The sequence below is a fragment of the Methylobacterium persicinum genome (assembly GCF_022179525.1).
Classification (GTDB): Bacteria; Pseudomonadota; Alphaproteobacteria; order Rhizobiales; family Beijerinckiaceae; genus Methylobacterium; species Methylobacterium persicinum.
In genome coordinates this window covers 225,241-245,736 of sequence record NZ_BPQX01000014.1, presented here as the reverse complement: position 1 = coordinate 245,736, position 20,496 = coordinate 225,241, and the positions used below count along the sequence as shown (strand labels likewise).

Sequence of the window (20,496 nt, the reverse complement as noted above, 5' to 3'; positions counted from 1 at the left end):
CCTCGCCGCCCATGGCTTCGAGGAGCCGGGCGGCGAGGTGCGGATTTACGACGCCGACGGCTTGCCCCTGCCGGATGATACCACCGCCGACCATCCCAAGGTGCAGGAGCTCCGTGCGCTGTCGATCTGGTCCGAAGGCCAAGTCTGGGTATCGCCCGAGCGGCACGGCACCCTGACCGGCGTGATGAAGAGCCAGATCGATTGGCTGCCCTTGAGCGAGGGCAGCGTGCGGCCGACCCAGGGGCGCACCCTCGCCGTGATGCAGGTGTCCGGCGGCTCGCAGAGCTTCAACGCCGTCAACAGCCTGCGCATCCTCGGCCGCTGGATGCGGATGATCACCATTCCGAACCAGTCATCCGTGCCGATGGCCTACAAGGAGTTCGACGACGCCGGGCGGATGAAGCCGGGGCCGCTCTACGAGCGTGTCGTGGACGTGTGCGAGGAACTGATGAAGTTCACGCTCTTGACCCGCGAGCGAGCGGACTACCTCGTGGACCGGTACAGCGAGAGGAAGGAACGTGAACCGGACCGGCTGAGTGCCGTGGCCGCCGACATCGGCTTCGTGAAGCGCTGAGAGGGGACATGGCGAGCCGGCTAGCGAGGTCCGCTCCCGTGCGTTTACTGTCCAGAAGCGGAACGGTAGGAAGCCACCCGGAGCAGCCCTCCCGCTTCCGACCCGCCCCGGTCGTTCCGGGGCGCCCGCCAATGCGACGGGAGTTGGCCGAAAGCCGCGGGTCTGCTTCAGAGCGGACCCGCCGGAAAAGCGGACAGCCTCATGCCCACGCGGCGGACGGCTTCGACGTAGCCGTGGTTGCTGGGGCTGTACATATGCCCCTAACCCGTGCCCTGGATTGGCTGGGCGAACGCCTGTCTGGTGTTCCGGTCGTCTATGTGCCGGGCAACCACGATTTCTGGTGGGACCGGGGCGAGGACCGCTACACTGTCTATGACCAGATAGAGCGTGGACGGGAGCGGGCGGCCACGGGCGGCATCTACCTGCTGCTCGACGACACCGTGGAACTTGGCGGCACGAGATTCCTCGGCGGCACCCTATGGACGGACTTCCGGCTGGGCTCGTACGAACTCACGCATGCCTTCCGGACCGCCCAGGGGCGCGCTGGCATGGTGGACTATCGCCGGATCAGGACAGGTCCTCGATCCCGCAATAGGATCGAGCCCTTCGAGGTGCTGGCGATGCATCGTGCGACCCGAGCCTTCATCGAGGCAGAGCTAGCCCGGCACCACGATGGACCGACCGTGGTCGTGACCCACCACGCCCCGCACCCATGCAGCTTGGTCAGTCCGCATACCAGACCTGTCTTGGTGCTACGCATCGGATCTCAGCGACCTGATACTGGACTGCGGACCCGACATCTGGATCCACGGTCACGTGCACCGGGCGGCCACTATCGGGTCGGGCGGACGCGTGTGGTCTGCAATCCGCGGGGGCATGCCGACGAGCGGTCGGGCTTCAATCCTAGCTTGGCGGTACCTGCTCGATCACCCACGACATAAGCAGGGCCCCACGGACGGCACGCCATACAGTCGTCTCGCGGACACGCCACAGCTCGACCGTAGTAGTATGAATCACCCAAAGATTGAAACCGCAAAATAGGTGATTCTGAAAATAATGCTGTGTGACGATAGGCTTGTGCGTATCGATTATAACCGGTATCGACTGGCAGACTTGCCGCTTGAATTGTCAACTTAACGCGAGGCGGGCAACGGTTCCAGCTGGAGGATGTTTCGTACCTGCCGAATAGGCAGGTAAGCCCAGGAAAACATCATGCCCCACAAGGCTCACACCGACGCCGCCGAGCATCACGAGAAGGCCGCGAAGTCCCACCGCGCCGCGGCCGAGCATCATGGCAAGGGCGATCACGCGGCAGGCCACAAGCACTCCACGGAGGCGCACAGCCACTCTTCGAAGGCCAACGAGCACTCGACGAAGGCCCACGGCAAGAGCGCCGAGCACCACAAATAGAACCCAGCTGCATGAAGCTGCCCTCGGCCAAGGGTGGCCGAGGGCAGGTCCGGGCGGTCCGAAATCCTTCACGGCCCACGCGGATGGGCGCTGACGCTTCGGTCTGCATCCGTGAGACCTGACAGTGCGTTGAGAGCCGCTCTCCTACCCGGGAGCGCTAGGGGGATACGACATGCAATCCGACACGCCGCGCCCGGACGATCCGCTGCCGCCGGTTGGTGACCCGCCGCCGGATCCGGTCCCGCCGCTGGGCGATCCGTTGCCGCCCATGGGGGATCCTCCCGACGAGCCTCCGGCTCCCCAACCGCCCGGCCCCATCAATAGGATCTAGGCCTGACCGCGAGAGGCCGAAGGTGTATCCGAGCAGTCTTGTCTACCTTTCGGCGCTCGCCAGTCGCCGCCCATATCAACTCATCGTTCAAAACCGCGCCGCCACGGAACCATCGATCCGGGCCCCTGTTCGGTGTCCGGTCCATCGGAGCCAGCATCCATGATCATGATCCTGATCTGCATCTTCGCGCCGTGGCTCGCCATGTTTCTGCGCGGGAAGGTGCTCCAGGGGATCCTGTGCATCGTCCTGCACATCACGCTGATCGGCTGGATCCCGGCGACGATCTGGGCTCTGATCGTGACCCGGCGCGAGAGCGCCGCCTGAGGCTTTAGCCCATCAGATTGGAGGCACCTTTATGAGGTTCCGTCGCAAGCCGACCAACAAGACCGCATCGCTGGTCGCGATGGGCACCGAGCTCGCGATGCTCGGCGTCGAGGCTCAGATGGTCATCGGCCAGCGCATGGCGCTGTTCATGCTCGGTGGGCCGAAGGCGCGGAAGGAAGCGCGGCTGATGGTGACCGAAAAGGTCAAGGCCGCGGGCCAGGCTGCGGCGACCATCGCGTTGGGCGGCACGCCCCGCAAGGTCGTCCGCGGATACCGGCGCAAGGTCCAGGCGAACAATCGTCGGCTGGGCAAAGGCTGACACTCGCGCTCGGACCTCTGGCGACCCCACCAACTCGATCGGGGAGCCGCTCATCCCGGGGTGACCCGAAGGAACGCGTATGCGCCAGCCAACTGTGATCGAGAGCGGTCCAGTCAGCCTCGCTTTTTGATCCGCTCGGCTCGGGAAGTTTCCCGGTCCGGCAGTACGAGGATCTGTCCCGGGTAGATTAGGTCCGGGTGGCGGATCTGATCCTGGTTGGCGTCGTAGATCAGGGTGTAGCGCTCGCCCTCGCCGTAGGTGCGCCGGCTGATCCTCCACAGGCTGTCGCCCCGCTCAATGCGGGCCGTCTCGATGCCGGGGACGGTGACCTTCGACGAGCCCGCCGCGCTCCCCCCGGGCGTGGACGGCCGCGACGGGTTCGCCGGATCGACCGAAGGCCCCCGACGGGCGACATCGTTCACGGACGTCGATCCGCCGGACGAGCTCTGGCCGACAGCGTATTCGACGCCCTCGTCGTGACCGGCGGCCGGCGCCGTGAACGGTACCTCCGCCCGGTCGCTGACCTTGCCCGTCGCAGGATCGACGAGGTCGAGGCGGACCTTGTAGTCGCCCGGCCGCACGCCGTGGCCGATGGCGAACGTCACGGTGCCGTCGCGCCCCACGGTCGCCGGCGCAATCAGCGTGTCGTTCAGATAGAGCCGACCCTCGGCCCCTGCTGCCGCCCTAGCCGTGACGAACAGCCTGCCGCCGTCCTGGGCATCGATGGTGACGACCCTGGGCGGCTTCGCCGCAGCGACGGTCCCCTCGACCGGGCGAGAACGATTTCCCGGGTTCGAGGAACCGTTCGAGGTATTGCCCGTCGAGCCATCCGGCTCCCGGCTGCCATGTCCGGCCGGCACCGCCAGGGCATCAATCGTCGCGAGGGGGCCGGTATCCGAGCTGTGCGGACGCTCCGCCTTCGCCTCGTCCGAGGCTGGTGGGCCCACGTCCGGCCGCGTCGGGGCATCACCGTCATCGCGCTGGGCCTGCCTGTCCGAAGCGATGACGGAGCCCGGGTTCGTCGTGCCAGGCCGGTCCGGCTGCGACAGGACCATGGTCGGCCTGCCAGGGGAAGTCACGGCGACGAGCGGCTTGGCATCGCGGGACGGCGCGACCACGACCGACACGTTCGCCGGAGCGCGCTGCATGTCTCCCTTGGCGTCCGTCGCACGCAGGCCGATCTCGCTGTTCCCGGTGGGAAGCGCCGGCGGCATGAAGGTAAACCGCCCGTCGGCATTGGCCCGGACCCTGCCCGCCGGTTTGCCGTCGAGGAGCAACTCGACCGTCGCGGTCGGCGTCGCATGCCCGGCGATGATGGCGTCACCGTTCGGCTCGACGCGCACGACGTCGAAGCCCGGTGCGGTCGGGGCAGGTGGGCGCGAGGGCTGAAGGGTGACCGCTTCGTCCGCCCGGGGGGACGCCCGCACGGACCCGGTGGTCGACCCGTCCGACCGACCCTGCGGTCGGGCGCTGCCGGCGTCGGGCGGCGAAAGGGCGGCCAGGGGCTTCACGGGCCCGCGGGGCTCCCGGGGCCCGCCCCCGAACAGCACGTTACGGCTCTCGTAGATGACGCCGGCCGATCCCATCAGGACCAGCAGGCACACGATGCCGACGGCCAGACCCTGTCCGCCGTGCGCCTTTGCTGGGATCGGGCCCTTGGGAAGGACCGGCACCAATACCTCGGCAGGTACCACAGCCTGTTTGCGTGGCCGCCGGCCGAGCAGGGCCGTGAAGAAGACCCCGAGGCCTGCTAGGACGGCGATGAACGCCATCATGAGGATACGACGCAGGACAGTCGACATCGGTAGCAGTTCCCTTCGTTGAAAAGGGCCGGCCGATGTCGGTGCCCGTTGGGTACCCGGCCGCCAGGCGGGGCGACCGGGATGGAAGCCGTCGAGGTCAGGCGAAACGGCGACCGTCGGTGGCGTAACGGTCGATGGCGGAGGGCAGCTCGCGCGACAGGCGCGAGAGCACCTCCGAACGGCTCAGGCCGGTCTGCTGCGTGAGGTGTTCGAGAGTCAGCGGGCCGATGGCACGCTCAAGGTCGGCCTCGGCGATGGCCCGGTTGTCACCCTTGTTGACCCAGGAGTTCGCGGTCTCGCCGTGGCCGCCCTTGGTGAAGTGCTCGACAAGTTCGGCCAGCCCGCTGGCGAGCAGCCCGCCGACGCCCGCCGACCCGACGCCGCCCAGCACCCGTTCCAGGTTGGACGGCATCGACGAGCCGGTCACCGGCGAGGTCCGTGCCGCCGGCGGAACGACGACGTTGCCATGGGCGTCCCGCGCGGGAGTGCCGAGCCATTCGGCGATCTTGTCCCGATTCTGGTAGCCCGCCACCGCGAGCAGGCCCAGTAGGGCCGTCATTGAGGGATATCCCTTGCTCATGTCGCATCCTTTCAGTGGAGGGGGACGGGTCGCGGGGGCGCCGCAACCCGCAGGTCAGTAGCCCCGGCGCGGGGGCGTCGCCGCGCGGCCGGTCACGCGGCGCGAGACGAAGGCGATCACCCTCGGCAGCAGGAAGGCGGTGAGAAGCTTGCGGATCATCGGGATCTCCTGGATGGGGCGGGTTCAGCGAGAGGAACGGGCGAGCCAGCCCAGCGCGAAGGCGACGCCGACGAAAGCCAGCAGCGTCGTGGTGCGATGGCTATCGGCGTACCGGATCGCTTGTTGGCCGTGGGTCCGAGCCCGGCGGCTGGCCTCCTGAGCGTAGTGACGGCCGTCCTCGATGAGATCGTCGGCCCGCTCCCGTGCCTCGTGGGCAAGGTGGCGCCCGTCGTCGATGAGATCCTCGGCCCGGTCGCGGGCGCGGCCGTAGGCGTATTGGGCACCACCGGCCACCTGATTCACGGCCCCGCGCACCTGGCGGGCCGGATCGCCGGCGAGGCCGCCGATGGCGGTCTGCGTGCGACCCTTGAGGTGACGGGACGCGCCACGGATCTGGTCGCGGTTCATGGGATGTCTCCTGTGGGGGATGGAAGAAGTGGGCGGCGCCGGGCGCCGGATTCGCCCCGGGCCGCCGGGTCTCGTTCAGCGGCCGGTGATCTTGTCCGCGACGTTCTTGATGCCGTCCTTGGCCTCGCCGACCGTTCGCTGGGCTTCGCCCTTCAGTTCCTGGGCCTTGCCTTCGACCACCAGCTTGTCGTTGCCGGTGGCCTTGCCGGCCGCCTGCTTGACGTTGCCGACGGCCTCGTTGGCCAGGCCCTTGAGCTTGTCGGTGGTGCTGCTCATCGTGTGCACTCCTGGTTCGCGAGTGAGGCCGGATGCTCCGGCCGGGGGTGACCCCCGCCTGATCTGCGCGGAGGTCGGTGAAGGGCTTCAGACGCGACGGGCGCCGTAGGCTCCGACCGTGGCCACCGGCTTCGGGGCGCCGAGGCGACCGCCGAAGAAGGCGGCCAGTGCGCCGAGGATCAGCGCGATGGCGGCGTAGAAGGCACCCTGCGTGGCGGCCGACTTCGCCGTCACGGCCGCGGCTTCGGCCTTCTGCTTGGCGGTGGTTACGGCCTGCTCGTACTGCTTCTGGTAGTCGTCGATCTGCGCCTTGGCCTGGTCCGGCGAAATGCCCTGGGCCTTGGCCAGCGCATCGGCGGCCCGGTTCTTGGCCTGCTCCTTCTGGGCCGGATCACCGGTCAGCACGGCCTTCACGGCAGCCACGGCAGCGTCCTTGGCAGCCTGCGGGTCCTGGCCGGCGGACTGCTGGCGGACCTTCTGCTCGATGCCGTCGAGGGGGTTGGAGATCTTCGACAGCGACGGAGCCGCGGCCGTGGCGGCGGTCTGGATGGTGCCGCCGACGAGGTTGCCCGCGCCGCCGAGCGCGCTCGACACGGTGCCGAGGGTGCCGCCGACGATGCCGCTCGCGGCCGAGGTCAGCAGGTACAGGACGACCAGCGTCGTCACCGCCCAGGACACAAGGCCGTGCAGGGCGGCCGCTCCCGGCAGCGGCTTGCCGGACATCTTACCGGCGACGAGCCCGCCGGCCAGGGAGGCGACGATGCCCGACGCCACGAACCAGATGCCCGCACCCATCGACACGGTCGAGGCCGACGGGTTGTCGGCGGCGGTGGTGCCGACCGAGGCGAGGCCCACGCCCACGCCGACGAGGTTCACGATGACCTGAGTCACGAGAGCAGTCACGGCGCCGGCGAAGATGGCGCCCCAGGACACCTCGTTGAGCAGCACGGCGCGAGTGTCGGCCTGTGCGCCTGCGGTGGCGAGGGGGGACGCGGTGGTCTGGATCGTGGTCACGCTTTCACTCCGGGTAGTGGGTCGTTCGTAGTCGTATGGCGGTGTCGTATGGCGGTGATGGCTCAGTCGCGGTTCGCGTTGACGAGCAGGGCGAGGCCGAAGCCGACGGCGCCGGCGATGAGCAGGGAGGCGAGCGGGTACTCGGCGACCTGGCCGCTCACCCCGCCATTGCCGTGGCGCAGGGCGCGGGAGCCGCGCTCGTAGGCGTCCTGCGCGTAGTCGGAGGCGTCGTCCGCGGCCCGGCGCACGGAGCGCTGCGCCCGGTCGAAGTGGTCCTCGGCGGCACCCTGGGCCCGGCGTGCACGGTGCTCGACGTCGTCGGATCCGACGAGGTCGCTGACCTTGTCCCGGATCCTGCCGCCGATGTCGCGGGCGGTGTCGGCGACGGTCTCGGCCGCGTCACTAACGGTGTCCTTGGCCTGGCCGTAAAGGTTCTCGGCCTTGCCGGCCGCCTCGCGGGCGCGGCCCTCGACTTGGTCATGCTTCGAGCCGGTGATGTCGCCGACTGCGCCCTGCACCTTGCCGCCAAGTTCCTTGGCGGCGCCCGTGATCCGATCCGTGTCGACCATGTCTTTGTCCTCGTGTGATGGGTGATGAGATGGCGTCTCGAACTTGACGCCTCCCGGGCATGTCAGCGCCGGTCCGAGCCTGCGGGCTTCGTCCCAGGAGCCTCGGCGGCGCGTGCCTCACGCTTCTGCCGACGTCCCTCGGCCTCGACCCGCGTGTCGCCGGTGAGCTTGCCGAGGGCCTCCTTGACCGAGCCCTTCAGGTGCTCGGTCGAAGTGGAATTCCTGTCTTCGGTCATGGGCGATCCGTTCAGTTGGAGAAACCCTGCACCGAATTTGAGATATCGAGCGGTCCCGCGCCTTCAATGAGACGTCTATACCGGTAAGCTAGTCATTTGGTTCCGCCCGACTGCAGCGGAAAACCGTTTTCTCGGCCCCAGACGACTGCCTCGCTGCGCTTGTGAATACCGAGTTTGCGGTAGAGGGCAGCGCCGTGGTTGCGCACGGTGTTGCGGGACAGGTCCAGCTTGCGGGCGATGGCCGCATCGTCGAGGCCCGAGCAGATGAGGTTCAGGATCTGCCGCTCGCGCGCCGTCAGGTTGGACGCGACGGTGTCCGAACGTCCCGCATCCGGCCGGCGCAGGTTGGCGAGCTTCTCGATCAGCCCCCGGCTGAACCATGAGGTGTCGGCCATCACCGTCTCAATGGCGTCGAACAACTCCCGCTCGGTGTGCTTGCGGTCGGTGATGTCCTGCATCACCGCGAGCACGAAGGGGTCGTCCTCGATCTCGATGCGCTCTGCCGAGACGAGGCAATCGAGGTTCGTCCCGTCCTCTCGACGCAGGCAGACTTCGGCGTCGAGGACGTAGCCCTTCCGCTCCAGTGCAGCCTCGAACTCTACCCACTGGCGGTCGTTCACCCAGAGGCCGGCCTCGGCCAGGCTCCGCCCCAGGACCTTGTCCTCGCCTGGGCCAAACACCCGGGTGAAGGCCTCGTTGATTCCGGTGACGTGGAAATCCTTGGCCCGCGCCAGCACTGTCGGGACCGGCGTCAGGCGGAAGGCCTTGGCGAAGCGCGCCTCGCTCTGGCGAAGGGCCGTCTCGGCCTTCCGCCGGAGTTCGAGGTCAGCGAAGGTGAAGAGCATGCACGGCTCGTCGCCCATCTCGATGGGCTGACCAGCCACGATGACGAAGCGGCTGCCCCCGTCCGGCAAGCGCAGGCACGCCTCCATCTGGGGGATGGAGCCGCCCTCCTTGAGCCGGTTGATGGCAAGGTCGCGGTTACGCGCGTCGGCGAGGACGTCGACCTCGTAGACGCTGCGGCCGATCACGGCGTCCCGGGTGAAGCCGGTCATCTCCAGGAAGCCCGCGTTCACTTTCACGTGCCGCAGGTCCGACAGGCGGGTGATGACCGCCGGGGCCGGGTTGGCGTTGAAGGTCGCCTCGAACCGGTCCTCGGCCTCGAACTGGTCGGTCACGTCCTTGAGGATGAGGGCAAGGCAGCTCGGCTTGCCCTCGCGGTCGGTGGCGACGAGGCTGCGCAGGGAGTGCACGAAATCCTGCTCGGGCTTGTCGGTACGCCGGACCTCGACGACGACATCATGGAAGCGCTCGCCCTCCACCACCCGCTCGATGGGATACTGGTTCGGGGTGACGTTGTTGCGGTAGCGCAGGCAAAAGCGCTCGCGATACGCGTCGACCGTCGGCCCGAGTTCGTCCAGGCTGCCGGCGCCATGCATCGCGAGCGCGGCCTCGTTGGCGTAGGCGATGGTCTGGTCGGGCTCGACCAGGATCACGCCCTCGCTCAGGCCGGCGATGATCTGCCGAAGTTCATGCCTATCGACGCCCGCGCTCACAGCCTGCATCGCCCTTTCCCATCCTCGCCGCCGAGCCAGCAGCGACGCAGGAACAAGTTGCGCACAAGTCGGTTCCGAAATTTATGTTAGGATCCCAGTACGCACGTACCATTGAACCGGGGATCTCCGGCCAAAGATTGATGCTCACCGCACCCGCCGGACCGTCGACGGTCCTTGGGCCATGTCTCAAGATGATGGTGAGCCTACCCCCGTGCCGCATGCCGCCGAACACTTGCGTTCGTCCGCCACACACGGAGCCGTGGTCTCGTTCCCGGGATCCGGTCTCGGGCGTGACCTTCGAAATTTCTACCCAGAAGTTGCATTCGTCGACGAGGCGTCGCCGCTGGGCCTTACCCTACGCCGTCTATCCGAGGCCCTGGACGCCGCCGAAACGCGCGCCGAGCGCCGCTTCACGTCAGATTTGGTCGGGGTGGTGCCGGACCTGCGCCGGTACGCGCTGTCCCTGGTCCGGGATGCGACCGAGAGCGAGGACCTCGTGCAGTACACTCTGCTCAAGGCCTGGGAGCATCGTGCCAGCTACCGGCCCGGCACCGGCCTGAAGGCTTGGCTCTTCACGATCCTTCGCAACGGCCATCTCAACGGCCGGATGAAGTACCGCCGGGAGGTGCCCGATCCCGAAGGCTCCCACGCCGCGGGGCTGGCGAGCCTGGCCGACCAGGAGCACCGGCTCGAAGTGCAGGACATGCAGGAGGCGCTCGCCCGGCTGGAGCCGGCCCAGCGCGAGGCGTTGCTCCTCATCGCGGTCGAGGACCTGACCTACGAGGCCGCGGCTGCCCGGATCGGCTGCCCGCCCGGCACGGTGAAGAGCCGTGTCAGCCGGGCCCGGGACAGGCTCGCCGCCGAGCTCGGGGAAGCCTGAATGATGTCCCTGATTGAGGTCCAGCCACAGGCAGCCCTGGGCGAAGCCGATGAGGCCGTCCTCGTCGCATCGGCGGTGCGAGCCGGGATCGACGCGGTCCTGACGGAGCGCGCCCCGGCGGAACGGGATGCCTTCTGGCACGCCGTGGCCCTTCTCTACGCGCGGGGCTCGAAGCCGGTGGGACGGACTGACACAGAACTCCCAGCGCCGCCTTCCGACGCACTCGAACCGTCCATGCCGACCTTGGAGACGACACGATGAAACTCCACGCTGTCCTGGCCGCGATCTTTCTCGGAAGCTCGCCGGCCATGGCCCAGGCACCCGAGGCGGTGCCGGGGACGCCGGCAACCCTGAACGACAACCTGAAGGCGCGGTTCGTCGCCCAGGCCCCCGAAGACGTCGTCGCGTCCAAGCTCGTTGGGCTCAGCATCCGCAACGGAGCCAACGAGACCGTGGGCTCGGTCGCCGACGTGGTGTTCGACGACAAGCGCGGGATCAAGTCCTACGTCGTCAGCGTCGGCGGCTTCCTGGGCCTAAATGCGAAGTACGTCGCCGTGGCACCGGAGACGCTGCAACTGAACCGCAAGGACGGCGGAAAGCTCGATGCGGTGATCGACACCGACAAGGACCAGCTCCGGGCCGCTCCCGAATACGTTTACCTCGGATCCGAGCCGACCAAGAAGTAGCCGGCGCTCGCATGAACGGGCCCGTCGCCGCGCGTCCGCCGGCGCGGGTCCGGACACCTGTAACGAAAGCTTTTGATGCCCTGAACCCCAGAGACTTTTCCGAAGGAGAACGACCATGGACCATGACCTGAAACGCCGCGCGGCCGCCGAGTTCTTCGGCACCTTCTGGCTAACCTTCGGCGGCTGCGGCGCTGCCGTGCTGTCGGCGGCCTTCCCCGAACTCGGGATCGGCTTCGTCGGTGTCGCCCTGGCCTTCGGTCTCACTGTGCTCAGCATGGCCTATGCGGTCGGACACATCTCCGGCGGCCACTTCAATCCCGCCGTGACCCTCGGCCTCTGGGCCTCCGGGCGCTGCGCCAACAAGCACGTCGTTCCCTACGTCCTGTCCCAGCTCGTAGGCGCCATCGCGGCGGCGGCGGTGCTCTACCTCATCGCCTCCGGCAAGGCGGGGTGGGTTCCTAAAGGCTTCGCCTCCAACGGCTACGGCGCCCTCAGCCCCGGCAAGTACGGCCTCGTCGCCTGCCTCGCGACCGAGGTACTGACGACCTTCTTCTTCCTGATGATCATCATTGGCTCGACCTCGAAGGGCGCGGCGAGCGGCTTTGCCGGCATCCCCATCGGCTTCGCCCTGGTGCTGATCCACCTCGTCTCAATCCCGGTGACCAACACCTCTGTGAACCCGGCGCGTTCGACCGGCGTCGCGCTGTTCGCGGGCGGCGAGTACGTGGCTCAGCTATGGCTGTTCTGGCTCGCCCCCATCGCCGGCGCCATGATTGCGGGCGCGTTCGCCAAATGGCTCTACGACGACGGCCGGATCTACGACACGGTCGTTGTGGAGAAGCGGGCGGCATGAGGTCAGCAGCCTAGGCTTGGCCGCGATACCGGTAGATTCGTCTCTCTGGGCGGCTGCCGGCCCAGCTTATATGGGAATCGACCGAAGGTGCCCGGGGCTTTCCCCGGGCCGCAAACCCAATCCCGAGGTCGTGCCGAGCGCTCCATCCGATCAGCGCCCGGGATGGCGGCTAGGCCGGGCGCATGCGTCACTCCGGGCGCGCGTCCGGCCCATGTCCCTTGATCACCGGGCGCCACCCGGAACCACGTCCGGACGGTCCGGCTCCATGCTTCAGACGGATGCCGGCGACGGCGATGCATCCCGACATTCCTTCGACCGGCGAGCCCTCGAGGAGGCGAGGGTCGCCGGCCTATACGGGAATGAGCTCGCAGCCGTCCTGCTCGGCCGTTCGCCGACCGACCTGGTCCCGCCCGACGTCGACGAGGATCCGCAGGCCTACGCGGATCGGGCAGTCCGCGAGTTCCTCCGCCTGTACGTCAGGTGCTGGCACGGCGGCTTGAACGGGTCCGCCGGTCTACGTGACCCATCCAACCGCACCCGCCAATCGCCGAGGAACGATGTCCGATAACCCGGAAGCCGCAACGCCCCGCTTCGCGCGGTTGAGGCAAGTCGCGGATGCGCTCGGCGTACCGGTCGTGACCCTCTTGAACGAGGCCGCGTCGACACCGTGGAGCGAAATGTCCGCCTTCCTGGAAGCCTTCACGGCCATCACGGACACGCAGGGGCGCCGACGTGTCGTGTCCTGGACCTCGCGCAGGTGGAGGCCGCCAGCAGCCAGGGGAAGACCCACGCCGCGGGCGAACGAGGCGACGAGGCCTATGCCAGCACGCGTGAGCCACCTTTCGAGCTTGTCCGGCGCCATCGCCCGGACCATCGTCTGGAACGCGCCCACCACCTCGCGCGCCTCGACCAGCGCCGGCACACCATCCTCGACGGCGGCCACCGTCAGCGTCTCCGCCTTGGTCAAGCGGTCACGACCTGTCGTCAGCCATCGCGCCAGGGTTCGTGCCGATGGTACACGCTGCAGCCGTTCGATCTTGGCCTGCTCCGCACGCCGACGTCGCGTCGCCCATTCCCCGACCACGCGCAGCGATCCCCGGAAGCCCTGTCCTTTCGCCCTGCGCCAAAGCTCGGTCGCGTTGCGGCTGCCAGCATCCCACTGGGCATCGAGCCAGGGCAGATAGGCGTCGAGCGAGCTTTGTCGGACCCGGAAGACGTCGGTACGCTCGCCGCGCAGAACCGCACGCACCACCTTACGGCTGTGGCCCAGGCGTTGGCAGATCCGGCGGATTGGAACGCCTGCCTCGGCGAGCGCGCGGATGGCCGCGTCCGCCTCCTCCCGCCGCAGGTATCTCTCGTACTGGATGCGCTCAGCTGCAGTGAGCAGCGCCGGATCAATCGTGGCTGCGCCGACGACCTCGCGAACCTGTCGCATCGACCTGCGCACGGCATCGAGGAAGCCACGGCTGGCATTCTCCATGAGGTGCCACCGGTCGGCGATCTGGATGGCCTGCGGCAGAGCACGGGCGATGGCCTCGTCATATCCACCCCCGCGGTCGCGGGCGACGATCTGGATCGAGCCGTTCATCTTCAGCCAAGTCTGTGCGGTAGCCTGCTCGCGGTCGGGTAGGAGCGCTACGATGCGGCGGCGTTCGAGATCGCAGACGAGGGTGCCGTAGCGGTGGTTGCGCCGCCAGGCGAAGTCGTCGATGCCGATGACGCTGAGTGGATCGGAGTGTGTCGCCGCCCGACGGCGGATCACGCGCAGGAGCGTGTCGCGGCTGACCGGCAGCATCAGGCGCTGAGCGAGGCCTGCACCGGGCCGACCACCGAGTGCGAGCCCGAGGTGATGGACGATCTGCTCCAGCCGCGAGGTGCGTCGTGCGAAGGTAGGCAGGACGTCCTCGGAGAAGCGCTCGGCGAAGATCTTCCGCCCACAGGCCGCTGCGTCACACCAGAAGCGTCTCACCATGACTTGGAGTTCGACGCGCCGACCACCGAGCGGCAGGTCGGCGGCACGGCGCTGGTAGCGGCTTTGGATGCGACGTGACGAGGTCCGGCAGTCTGGGCACGTCGCCGTCGCAGATCCGGACCTCACGACCAGACCGATCAGATCGCTGCTGACATCGAGGTGATCAACGACGAAGCCGGCGAGTACGAGGCTCGACGGCCTGAAGCGGGGGCGCATGCTGCGGCTCCATTCTGGATATCCGCGACCTCAACGCTGCCGGCATCAGCGAGAGTGAGTCAGAGCCAAAGTTGCACGCCGAAACACAACTACCACCGTCTGTTCTTCCTCGCCGACGACACTGGCGTGCCGGATCGCGACCCGACCCTCGACGAGATGCAGGCGTTCGCCCGCGAGGTTACCGGTGACGAGACCTTGACCCTTACCGATCCGAAGTGGCTCACCCAAAGCCGCTTCCAGTACGGTGTCTCCCCGGGCTACGCGCAAGGCCGCGTGTTCCTGGCGGGCGATGCCGGGCACCTATCGCTGCCCATCGGCGGCCAGGGGATGAACGCGGGCCTTCACGACGCGGTCGAGATCGCGTGGCGGCTGGCCATGACTCTGCGGGGGGAGGCGGCGCCGGTCATCCTCGATTCCTACGACGGCGAGCGCGGCGGCGAGCACGCGAGGCTCAGCGCCCAGCAGGCGCGCGGCTTCCGCTGGACCGTCTATCGCAGCCCGGTCACCGACACGGTTCTGGGGCTCGCCGCGAAGGCGCTGCCGAACCTCGGCTCGCTTTTGCAGGGCACGGACGACATGCAGCAGATCGGTGTCGAGTACCCCAAGAGCCTTCTGAATCGCCTTCCGCAGTAAGGCCGACCAAGCCGATCGCCTGGTGGCCTATTGCCGAAAGGTTTTCGGCCGAGCGCACGAAGCTCCCGCTCGAGCCGCTCGGCGAATGAAGGCGGCGCTCATGAGCTGAGAATGCTGTGGCCGCTAATTGACCGATGTCCGCTTCGGAGAGGCGTACGGGGGTCGTCTAGTGACCGGGATGGGCGCTAAGCGGAACGTCCCGTTTCGAAGGGTGTGTTGCGGCTAAATGAGATTTACCGCCGACAATGGCGTGACGCATAGCAGCCGGATCTCGAAAATTATCTCGCTAACTCAATGACATAGGTGTTCGTATTTTTGTTCAGACTGGCGCGCCATTTCCGTATCACACTGCGAACACCGTGAGCCGCCATGAGGGCTGGCCTAGACAATGGCGTGAAGTTACGCCTTGTGGAACGGGTTTACTCCCGTTTGGACGTTCCTGGACATCCGCCACCCGCACCGTTCGCGGCACATTATGTCGACGAACATCACTGCGCCTTGATACCTCTCATACCGCGTTGAAGGCCAGGTTTGGCGCAGAGCATCGTTCGCCGCGCGATATCTGCGTCAGCATCGGTTCGCGGTATGTAACTATTATCCGCAAATTTGATCATCTCATTATCGTAAATTGATGCCTCAAACATAGCATTGCCGCCAAAGAATTCCCGATATTTGCAATTCATGCATAAAATACAATATCCGATTGACTTATTGGTTTTCATCCCGCTCTCAAGGCGCCGGTGATGTCTCATAAAGCATTGATACGAAAAGCTTCATCTATCGATCGCAGACTGAGATAATTACTATGAGTAATCATGCCTAAAACATGGTCAATTGAGTGTCGATTTTGTGTTGTAAATGTAATCTATAGCCCTATATTGACTCCTATATCGGCCATCGATTTTGCGACGAAGCGATATCGATGGCGTTTTGATCGAACATACTGCAAAGGAGTCGGCCCATGCGGACTTTGCAGATGGTGGCTGTCGGCGTTCTGTTGACCGCAGTCTTGCTCCGAATCGTTCTCCTTGTCCGGCCACCAGATCTGGCTGCTGGAGACCTGGAAGGCGGTGCGGACGTCCCATCGACGACGCTCAAATTCGTCGGACCGTAACCGCGGCCCGATTCAGACAACGCACAGTGGGAGAGAGCCTTTCTCCCTGTCGTGTGCGGACATGGTCATCCCGGCCGGCGTCGGGAAGCCGTGACTCTCGGACGATCGCTCATGCCTTCAGAGACCTTCCCGCCAAGCCGGTGGATGGCCCTTGATGCCATGCGCGGTCTCGCGGCCCTGCTTGTCGTCCTCTACCACTTGCGTTGGGAGTGGCACGGCTACGGCCTCGTGCCCGTTCGCCACGGCTTCTATGCGGTCGACTTCTTCTTCGTGCTCTCCGGCTTCGTGATGGCCGCCACCTATGGCACGATGCGCACGCCCACCGATCTCCTCCGTTTCACCATCAAACGCGCTGGGCGCCTGCTGCCCCTGCATTTCGCCGCGCTCGCTGCGTTCCTCATGCTCGAATGCCTGTTCATGCTGGGGAACTACAACGGCGTGTCGGTCGGTCGCCCGACCTTTAGCGGCTTCACCGGACTACCGGCCCTCATCGCGCAGGCGACCATGACGTTCGGGCTGATCCCCGGGCTCGATTGGTTATGGAATCATCCCAGCTGGTCCATTGCAGTGGAATTCTGGACTTACGTGCTCTTCGGGCTGACGGTTGTGCTCCTGTCCCGGGGCCGGTGGTGGATTTGGACCGCCCTGTCGGCCTTGGGGTTTGCCGCCGTCGCGCTGAGTCCGGAAGGTTTGGCCGCGACGTCCGGGTCGGCAGTCTTCCGGTGCCTGTTGTCGTTCTTTCTCGGCACACTCGCGCACACCGCCTACATCCGGTTGCGGATGCTCGACGTCACGCCGGGCACGCTTCTGCAAATCGCCGTGACAGCCCTCGCGCTGACGTTCGCATCGTTTCGCTCCGACAGCGCAGCCTCGTTGGTCATCCCGATCGGCTTCGCCGCCATGGTGGTGTGCATGGCCTTCGACGAGGGGGGACTGGCCCGTGTCCTTGCAGCGCGTCCCCTGATCCGGATCGGCGAATTGTCCTTCTCGATCTACCTCGTGCATGTCCCCATCTGGTTTGCCGTCGAAGGCGCGCTGCGGATCGGAGCCGCTGCCGGGGCGACATGGCTCCTGCCGGATGCCCGCCAAGACATCCCGGTCATGGTGTCGCCGCTCAGCTCGACGGTTGCGGCTGACGCCCTGGTGGTCGTCTATCTAAGCGTTGTGCTCGCCGTGTCGGCATGGACCGTCAGGCGGATCGAGACACCGGCCCGGTTATGGAGCCGACGTGTCGCGGATCGTGTGAGATCAGACTGGTTCCTCCGTTGGGACCAGTTGCCGCTCGCTGTCGGCAAGAAATTCATGGCCATTCGAAAAATCTGAACGACCGATTGCGAATAATTTGCTTCGGCAGTTGACGTTTTTCCAGCGAAATAATTCAAAGAAACACGGCGATAAGGGAAGGTGCGTTCCCGGCAGCCGGGGCTATTAGATGGCTCCGGGTGCTGACGAGTTAGGATAGACAGTTGTTTCTAACGCGCAGCGTGGCGCCAGGTCTTCGGATCATCGAAGACTCCGGCCCACAGCCCGGCGCGCTGTCCCCAGGCGTGGTCGCCCGCCTGCTTGTAGAGTCCAGGTGCGTCAGCGGTGGGCATCGCGTAGCCGCGGGCGATCATCCAATTGCCGAGGTCTTCATCCCCCATCCGGCAGACAGCCGTGCCCGAACGGTCATCTGTTTGCCCGGAGCGCTCGCAGATCAGCCTTTCGGTTCCGATATGCGCGGTCAATTCGGCGGTGACTTGGCGGCCGCAGGTATAGGGTGCCTCGTTTGCATCCCAACAAGTTGCGTCTGACGCCGGCGTGACGATCCCGAACAGCTTCACGGGAACGCCTGCGATGGCAAGTGTCGATCCGTCGATCACCGTCGCGCTTCCCTGGAGAAGATCCCCGGCCACAGCCGGCCTGCCGTTGAGGGCGACGAGGGCGACGAGGGCGAGCGCGAGACCGGGGATTCGGTTGCGGTTCGGGGACGAAGAAGGCGATGGGCAGAGAATGGTGCCGGCGACCGCGGCGACGGCGGTGAAGAGGATACCGAGGATGAGGGACATGGCCGTTCAGTTCCGCAAGGGAGGTGTCTGCGGGGCGTTCTGCCGGATGGGGGACCCACCACCCTGACGGATCCTGTCAGCCTCCCGTCAGGTTCTTCCTCCCACAGTGCCAATGCCCATGACCCATCGACGCCTTTCCCTCGTTGTCCTCCTGTGCTTCGGCCTCGCCGGGGTTGCGCCGACGCACGCGGACGACGACGCCGACCGTGCCCGGGCGGCCCTCGAACGCGGCGAGATCCGGCCCCTGGATGATGTGCTGCGGGCCGCCCGCACGGCTGTGCCGGGCGACGTCGTCGCCGTCGACCTGAAGCGTAACGACGGTCGCTGGCTCTACAAGCTGCGTATCCTCGGCCCGGACGGCAAACGCCGCACCGTGAAGGTCGAAGCCCGCACCCTCAAGATCCTCGACGAGGACGATGATGACTGACCTCAAAGGGGAGCCCGTCCGGTGCGGGTGCTGATCGTCGAAGACGAGCCACGCATCGCCGCCGACGTGAAGGACGGACTGGAACGGGCCGGTTACGTCGCCGATGTGGTCGCCGACGGGGAGGCCGCGTGGTTCCGCGCCGAGACCGAGATCTACGACGCGATGGTGCTCGATCTCGGTCTCCCGCGGCTCGACGGCCTGGGCGTCCTGCGCCGCTTGCGCGCGGCCGATGTGGCGATCCCCGTCCTGATCCTCACCGCCCGTGACGGGTGGCGCGAACGTGTCGAGGGCATCGACGCGGGCGCGGACGACTACCTCGTCAAGCCGTTCCGGATGGAGGAGCTGACGGCGCGCCTGCGCGCCATCCTGCGGCGCACCGCAGGACACGCCTCCCCGGTCCTCCGCGCCCATGCCGTTGAGCTCGACACCCGGACCCGCACCGTCAGCGTCGGAGGCCGCGAGATCGACCTGACCGCGCTGGAATACCGCCTGCTCACGTTCCTGATGCATCGTCAGGGACAGGTGGTTCCGGCGGGCGAACTTCTCGACCACCTGCACGGGGTTGGGAGCGACCGCGAGGCCAACGCGCTCGAGGCCCTTCTCACACGCTTGCGGCGCAAGCTCGGTTCGGGGGTGGTCGAGACCCGTCGCGGTCAGGGGTACCTTGTGCCTTCGGATCACCCGAAGTCGCCGACACCGTGAGGGGGAATTCCCTGCGCCTGCGGCTCGGGCTCGCCGCCGCCGCACTGATCGGGCTCGCCCTGCTGTTGGCGGGCATCGGCCTGACGATCATCTTCGATCGCGTGCTGGATGCGCGCACCGCCGACGAACTCGACCGTTCCGCCAAGCTCCTCGCCGGGCGGGTCGGGCTGGCCCCCGACGGCGCCCCGACCCTTTCGCGCGAACTGCCCGATCCGCGGTTTGCGACACCCTACGGTGGTCTCTATTGGCAGATCGAGGCTCCGGACCGGCGCGCGCTCCGCTCGCGCTCGCTCTGGGACAAGCGGCTCGATGTTTCGGGTGATCGCGGCGGGGATGGACCGACTGTCTCCGATGTGACGGGTCCGGACGGAGGGCGGCTGATCGCCCTCTCGCGGCACATCGACATCGGCGCCGCCGGCGGGACGGCGACCCGCCTGCTCGTCTCCGTCGCCGAGGACCGGCGTGGCTTGGCCGCGAGCCGGGCGACGTTCCTGCGCCTGCTAGTGCCCTCCCTCGCGGGTCTGTTCGCGGCTCTCACCCTGGCGATGGCGGTGTTCGTGCACCGCGCGCTCGCACCGTTCCGCGCCCTCCGGGCCGATCTTGCGGCCGTCCACGCCGGGACGCGGGAGCGGTTGCCCGAGGCATTCCCCGACGAGGTGCGCCCGCTGGTGTCCGACCTCAACCGGTTGCTCGACGCGCAGGAACGGGCCCTCGGGCGGGCGCGGGCCGGTGCCGCCGACATGGCGCACGGGCTGAAGACGCCGTTGGCCGTGCTCGACGCCCTGAGGCGTCGGCTCTCCCCATCGGAGCCGCTGCTGTCGGAGGAGATCGCCGAACAGACGCGAGCGATGAATGGGCAGGTCGAGCGTGCGCTGGCCCGCGCCCGCCTGACGGAGAGGGCGAACCTGCATCGAAAAGCGTGCGCCGTGTCGCCCGTCGCCGAGCGGCTGGTGGCGACGATGCGACGGCTGCCCGAGGGCGGTTCGCTGGGCTGGGATGTCTCGCTCCCGGCCGAGTTGCTCTATCCGGGTGACGAGGGTGAGTTGATGGAGGTGCTGGGCAATCTCCTGGACAATGCCCGGAAGTGGGCCCACCGGCGCGTTCACGTGGCCGGGACCGTTGACGGCTCGCACGGCCGTCTGTCCGTCAGCGACGACGGACCGGGAATGAGCCCTGCGGCTCTGGCGGGACTCGGGCGCGGGGTCCGGTGGGATGAGAGTCGTCCGGGTACCGGGTTCGGATTGGCCATCGCCCGCGACGTGGCTGAGGCGGCGGGCGCCCGGCTGGAATTCGGCGTCGCGACCGGCGGAGGGCTCAAGGTCGACGTGCTTTGGCGTTCTGACTGACGTCGCAAACCCATGCTGCGGATCCCCGGTCATCCGCACCTGTCTGCCCCCCTAGCGGACC

22 protein-coding genes and 1 pseudogene are annotated in these 20,496 nt (G+C 67.0%); 13 read left to right on the top strand and 10 right to left on the bottom strand.

The features are described from left to right. The 4 genes from arsH to MFF22_RS05800 form a co-directional block, all read left to right on the top strand. A partial coding sequence (gene arsH, locus MFF22_RS05815) for an arsenical resistance protein ArsH (RefSeq protein WP_238248023.1) occupies positions 1-574 on the top strand: 574 nt, incomplete at its 5' end. Positions 575-1,786: 1,212 nt separating this feature from the next. Then, positions 1,787-1,984, top strand: a complete 198-nt coding sequence (locus MFF22_RS05810) for a hypothetical protein (protein WP_238248022.1) — start codon at positions 1,787-1,789, stop codon at positions 1,982-1,984. A gap of 490 nt (positions 1,985-2,474) precedes the next feature. Beyond that, complete coding sequence (locus tag MFF22_RS05805; protein ID WP_238248021.1) at positions 2,475-2,639, top strand: YqaE/Pmp3 family membrane protein; 165 nt, start codon at positions 2,475-2,477, stop codon at positions 2,637-2,639. Between the two features lie 31 nt (positions 2,640-2,670). After that, on the top strand, positions 2,671-2,958 hold the full coding sequence (locus MFF22_RS05800; protein ID WP_238248020.1) for a hypothetical protein: 288 nt from the start codon (positions 2,671-2,673) through the stop codon (positions 2,956-2,958). A gap of 113 nt (positions 2,959-3,071) precedes the next feature. On the opposite strand, the gene MFF22_RS05795 is transcribed toward MFF22_RS05800, so the two are convergent. The 8 genes from MFF22_RS05795 to MFF22_RS05760 all read right to left on the bottom strand — a co-directional run bounded on the left by MFF22_RS05795 (position 3,072) and on the right by MFF22_RS05760 (position 9,558). Beyond that, on the bottom strand, positions 3,072-4,760 hold the full coding sequence (locus MFF22_RS05795) for a LysM peptidoglycan-binding domain-containing protein (RefSeq protein ID WP_238248019.1): 1,689 nt from the start codon (positions 4,758-4,760) through the stop codon (positions 3,072-3,074). A 97-nt stretch (positions 4,761-4,857) separates the two neighbouring features. Then, the gene (locus tag MFF22_RS05790; protein ID WP_238248018.1) at positions 4,858-5,340 is read right to left on the bottom strand and encodes a YidB family protein; all 483 of its coding nucleotides are present in this window, start codon (positions 5,338-5,340) and stop codon (positions 4,858-4,860) included. A gap of 183 nt (positions 5,341-5,523) precedes the next feature. Next, entirely contained in the window at positions 5,524-5,907 is a 384-nt protein-coding gene (locus MFF22_RS05785; protein ID WP_238248017.1) for a CsbD family protein, read from the bottom strand. 75 nt (positions 5,908-5,982) lie between these two features. Next, a complete protein-coding gene (locus MFF22_RS05780) occupies positions 5,983-6,183 on the bottom strand; it encodes a CsbD family protein (RefSeq protein WP_238248016.1) in 201 nt (66 codons plus the stop codon). An 87-nt stretch (positions 6,184-6,270) separates the two neighbouring features. Continuing rightward, complete coding sequence (locus MFF22_RS05775) at positions 6,271-7,197, bottom strand: PhnA-like protein (protein ID WP_238248015.1); 927 nt, start codon at positions 7,195-7,197, stop codon at positions 6,271-6,273. 62 nt (positions 7,198-7,259) lie between these two features. After that, positions 7,260-7,766 carry a CsbD family protein gene (locus tag MFF22_RS05770; protein WP_238248014.1) on the bottom strand — a complete coding sequence of 169 codons (507 nt, stop codon included), beginning with the start codon at positions 7,764-7,766 and terminating at the stop codon, positions 7,260-7,262. 62 nt (positions 7,767-7,828) lie between these two features. After that, the gene (locus MFF22_RS05765; RefSeq protein ID WP_238248013.1) at positions 7,829-8,002 is read right to left on the bottom strand and encodes a CsbD family protein; all 174 of its coding nucleotides are present in this window, start codon (positions 8,000-8,002) and stop codon (positions 7,829-7,831) included. A 92-nt stretch (positions 8,003-8,094) separates the two neighbouring features. After that, a complete protein-coding gene (locus MFF22_RS05760) occupies positions 8,095-9,558 on the bottom strand; it encodes a helix-turn-helix transcriptional regulator (RefSeq protein WP_238248039.1) in 1,464 nt (487 codons plus the stop codon). Positions 9,559-9,991: 433 nt separating this feature from the next. Between MFF22_RS05760 and MFF22_RS05755 the strand changes: the two genes are divergently transcribed. From MFF22_RS05755 to aqpZ, 4 genes are all read left to right on the top strand, one after another. Continuing rightward, on the top strand, positions 9,992-10,438 hold the full coding sequence (locus MFF22_RS05755) for a sigma-70 family RNA polymerase sigma factor (protein WP_238248012.1): 447 nt from the start codon (positions 9,992-9,994) through the stop codon (positions 10,436-10,438). Beyond that, a complete protein-coding gene (locus MFF22_RS05750; RefSeq protein ID WP_238248011.1) occupies positions 10,439-10,699 on the top strand; it encodes a hypothetical protein in 261 nt (86 codons plus the stop codon). Further along, positions 10,696-11,124, top strand: a complete 429-nt coding sequence (locus MFF22_RS05745; RefSeq protein WP_238248010.1) for a PRC-barrel domain-containing protein — start codon at positions 10,696-10,698, stop codon at positions 11,122-11,124. The genes MFF22_RS05750 and MFF22_RS05745 overlap by 4 nt, the downstream gene beginning before the upstream one ends. A 115-nt stretch (positions 11,125-11,239) precedes the next feature. Further along, positions 11,240-11,977, top strand: coding sequence for an aquaporin Z (gene aqpZ, locus MFF22_RS05740; protein ID WP_238248009.1), 738 nt, complete (start codon positions 11,240-11,242; stop codon positions 11,975-11,977). 784 nt (positions 11,978-12,761) lie between these two features. Here the strand turns inward: aqpZ and MFF22_RS05735 are convergent. Continuing rightward, positions 12,762-14,165: pseudogene (locus tag MFF22_RS05735) on the bottom strand (ISL3 family transposase); the annotation flags it as partial. On the opposite strand from MFF22_RS05735, the gene MFF22_RS05730 reads away from it, so the two are divergent. Both MFF22_RS05730 and MFF22_RS05725 read left to right on the top strand, forming a co-directional pair. After that, complete coding sequence (locus tag MFF22_RS05730; protein ID WP_370877551.1) at positions 14,109-14,798, top strand: FAD-dependent monooxygenase; 690 nt, start codon at positions 14,109-14,111, stop codon at positions 14,796-14,798. The pseudogene MFF22_RS05735 and the gene MFF22_RS05730 sit on opposite strands and share 57 nt — an antisense overlap. Before the next feature lie 1,258 nt (positions 14,799-16,056). Beyond that, positions 16,057-17,235: an acyltransferase family protein gene (locus MFF22_RS05725; RefSeq protein ID WP_238248008.1), complete on the top strand. Its 1,179-nt coding sequence runs from the start codon at positions 16,057-16,059 to the stop codon at positions 17,233-17,235. 149 nt (positions 17,236-17,384) lie between these two features. On the opposite strand, the gene MFF22_RS05720 is transcribed toward MFF22_RS05725, so the two are convergent. Continuing rightward, the gene (locus MFF22_RS05720; protein WP_238248007.1) at positions 17,385-17,960 is read right to left on the bottom strand and encodes a thermonuclease family protein; all 576 of its coding nucleotides are present in this window, start codon (positions 17,958-17,960) and stop codon (positions 17,385-17,387) included. Positions 17,961-18,078: 118 nt separating this feature from the next. Here MFF22_RS05720 and MFF22_RS05715 point away from each other — a divergent pair, with 118 nt between their 5' ends. Genes MFF22_RS05715 through MFF22_RS05705 form a run of 3 tightly spaced genes read left to right on the top strand, consistent with a single transcriptional unit; the run spans position 18,079 to position 20,435 of the window. Then, positions 18,079-18,387: a PepSY domain-containing protein gene (locus MFF22_RS05715; protein WP_238248006.1), complete on the top strand. Its 309-nt coding sequence runs from the start codon at positions 18,079-18,081 to the stop codon at positions 18,385-18,387. 21 nt (positions 18,388-18,408) lie between these two features. After that, complete coding sequence (locus MFF22_RS05710) at positions 18,409-19,089, top strand: response regulator transcription factor (RefSeq protein WP_238248005.1); 681 nt, start codon at positions 18,409-18,411, stop codon at positions 19,087-19,089. After that, on the top strand, positions 19,086-20,435 hold the full coding sequence (locus MFF22_RS05705; protein ID WP_238248004.1) for an ATP-binding protein: 1,350 nt from the start codon (positions 19,086-19,088) through the stop codon (positions 20,433-20,435). Before MFF22_RS05710 ends, MFF22_RS05705 begins: the two co-directional genes overlap by 4 nt. The last annotated feature ends 61 nt before the right edge of the window (positions 20,436-20,496 follow it).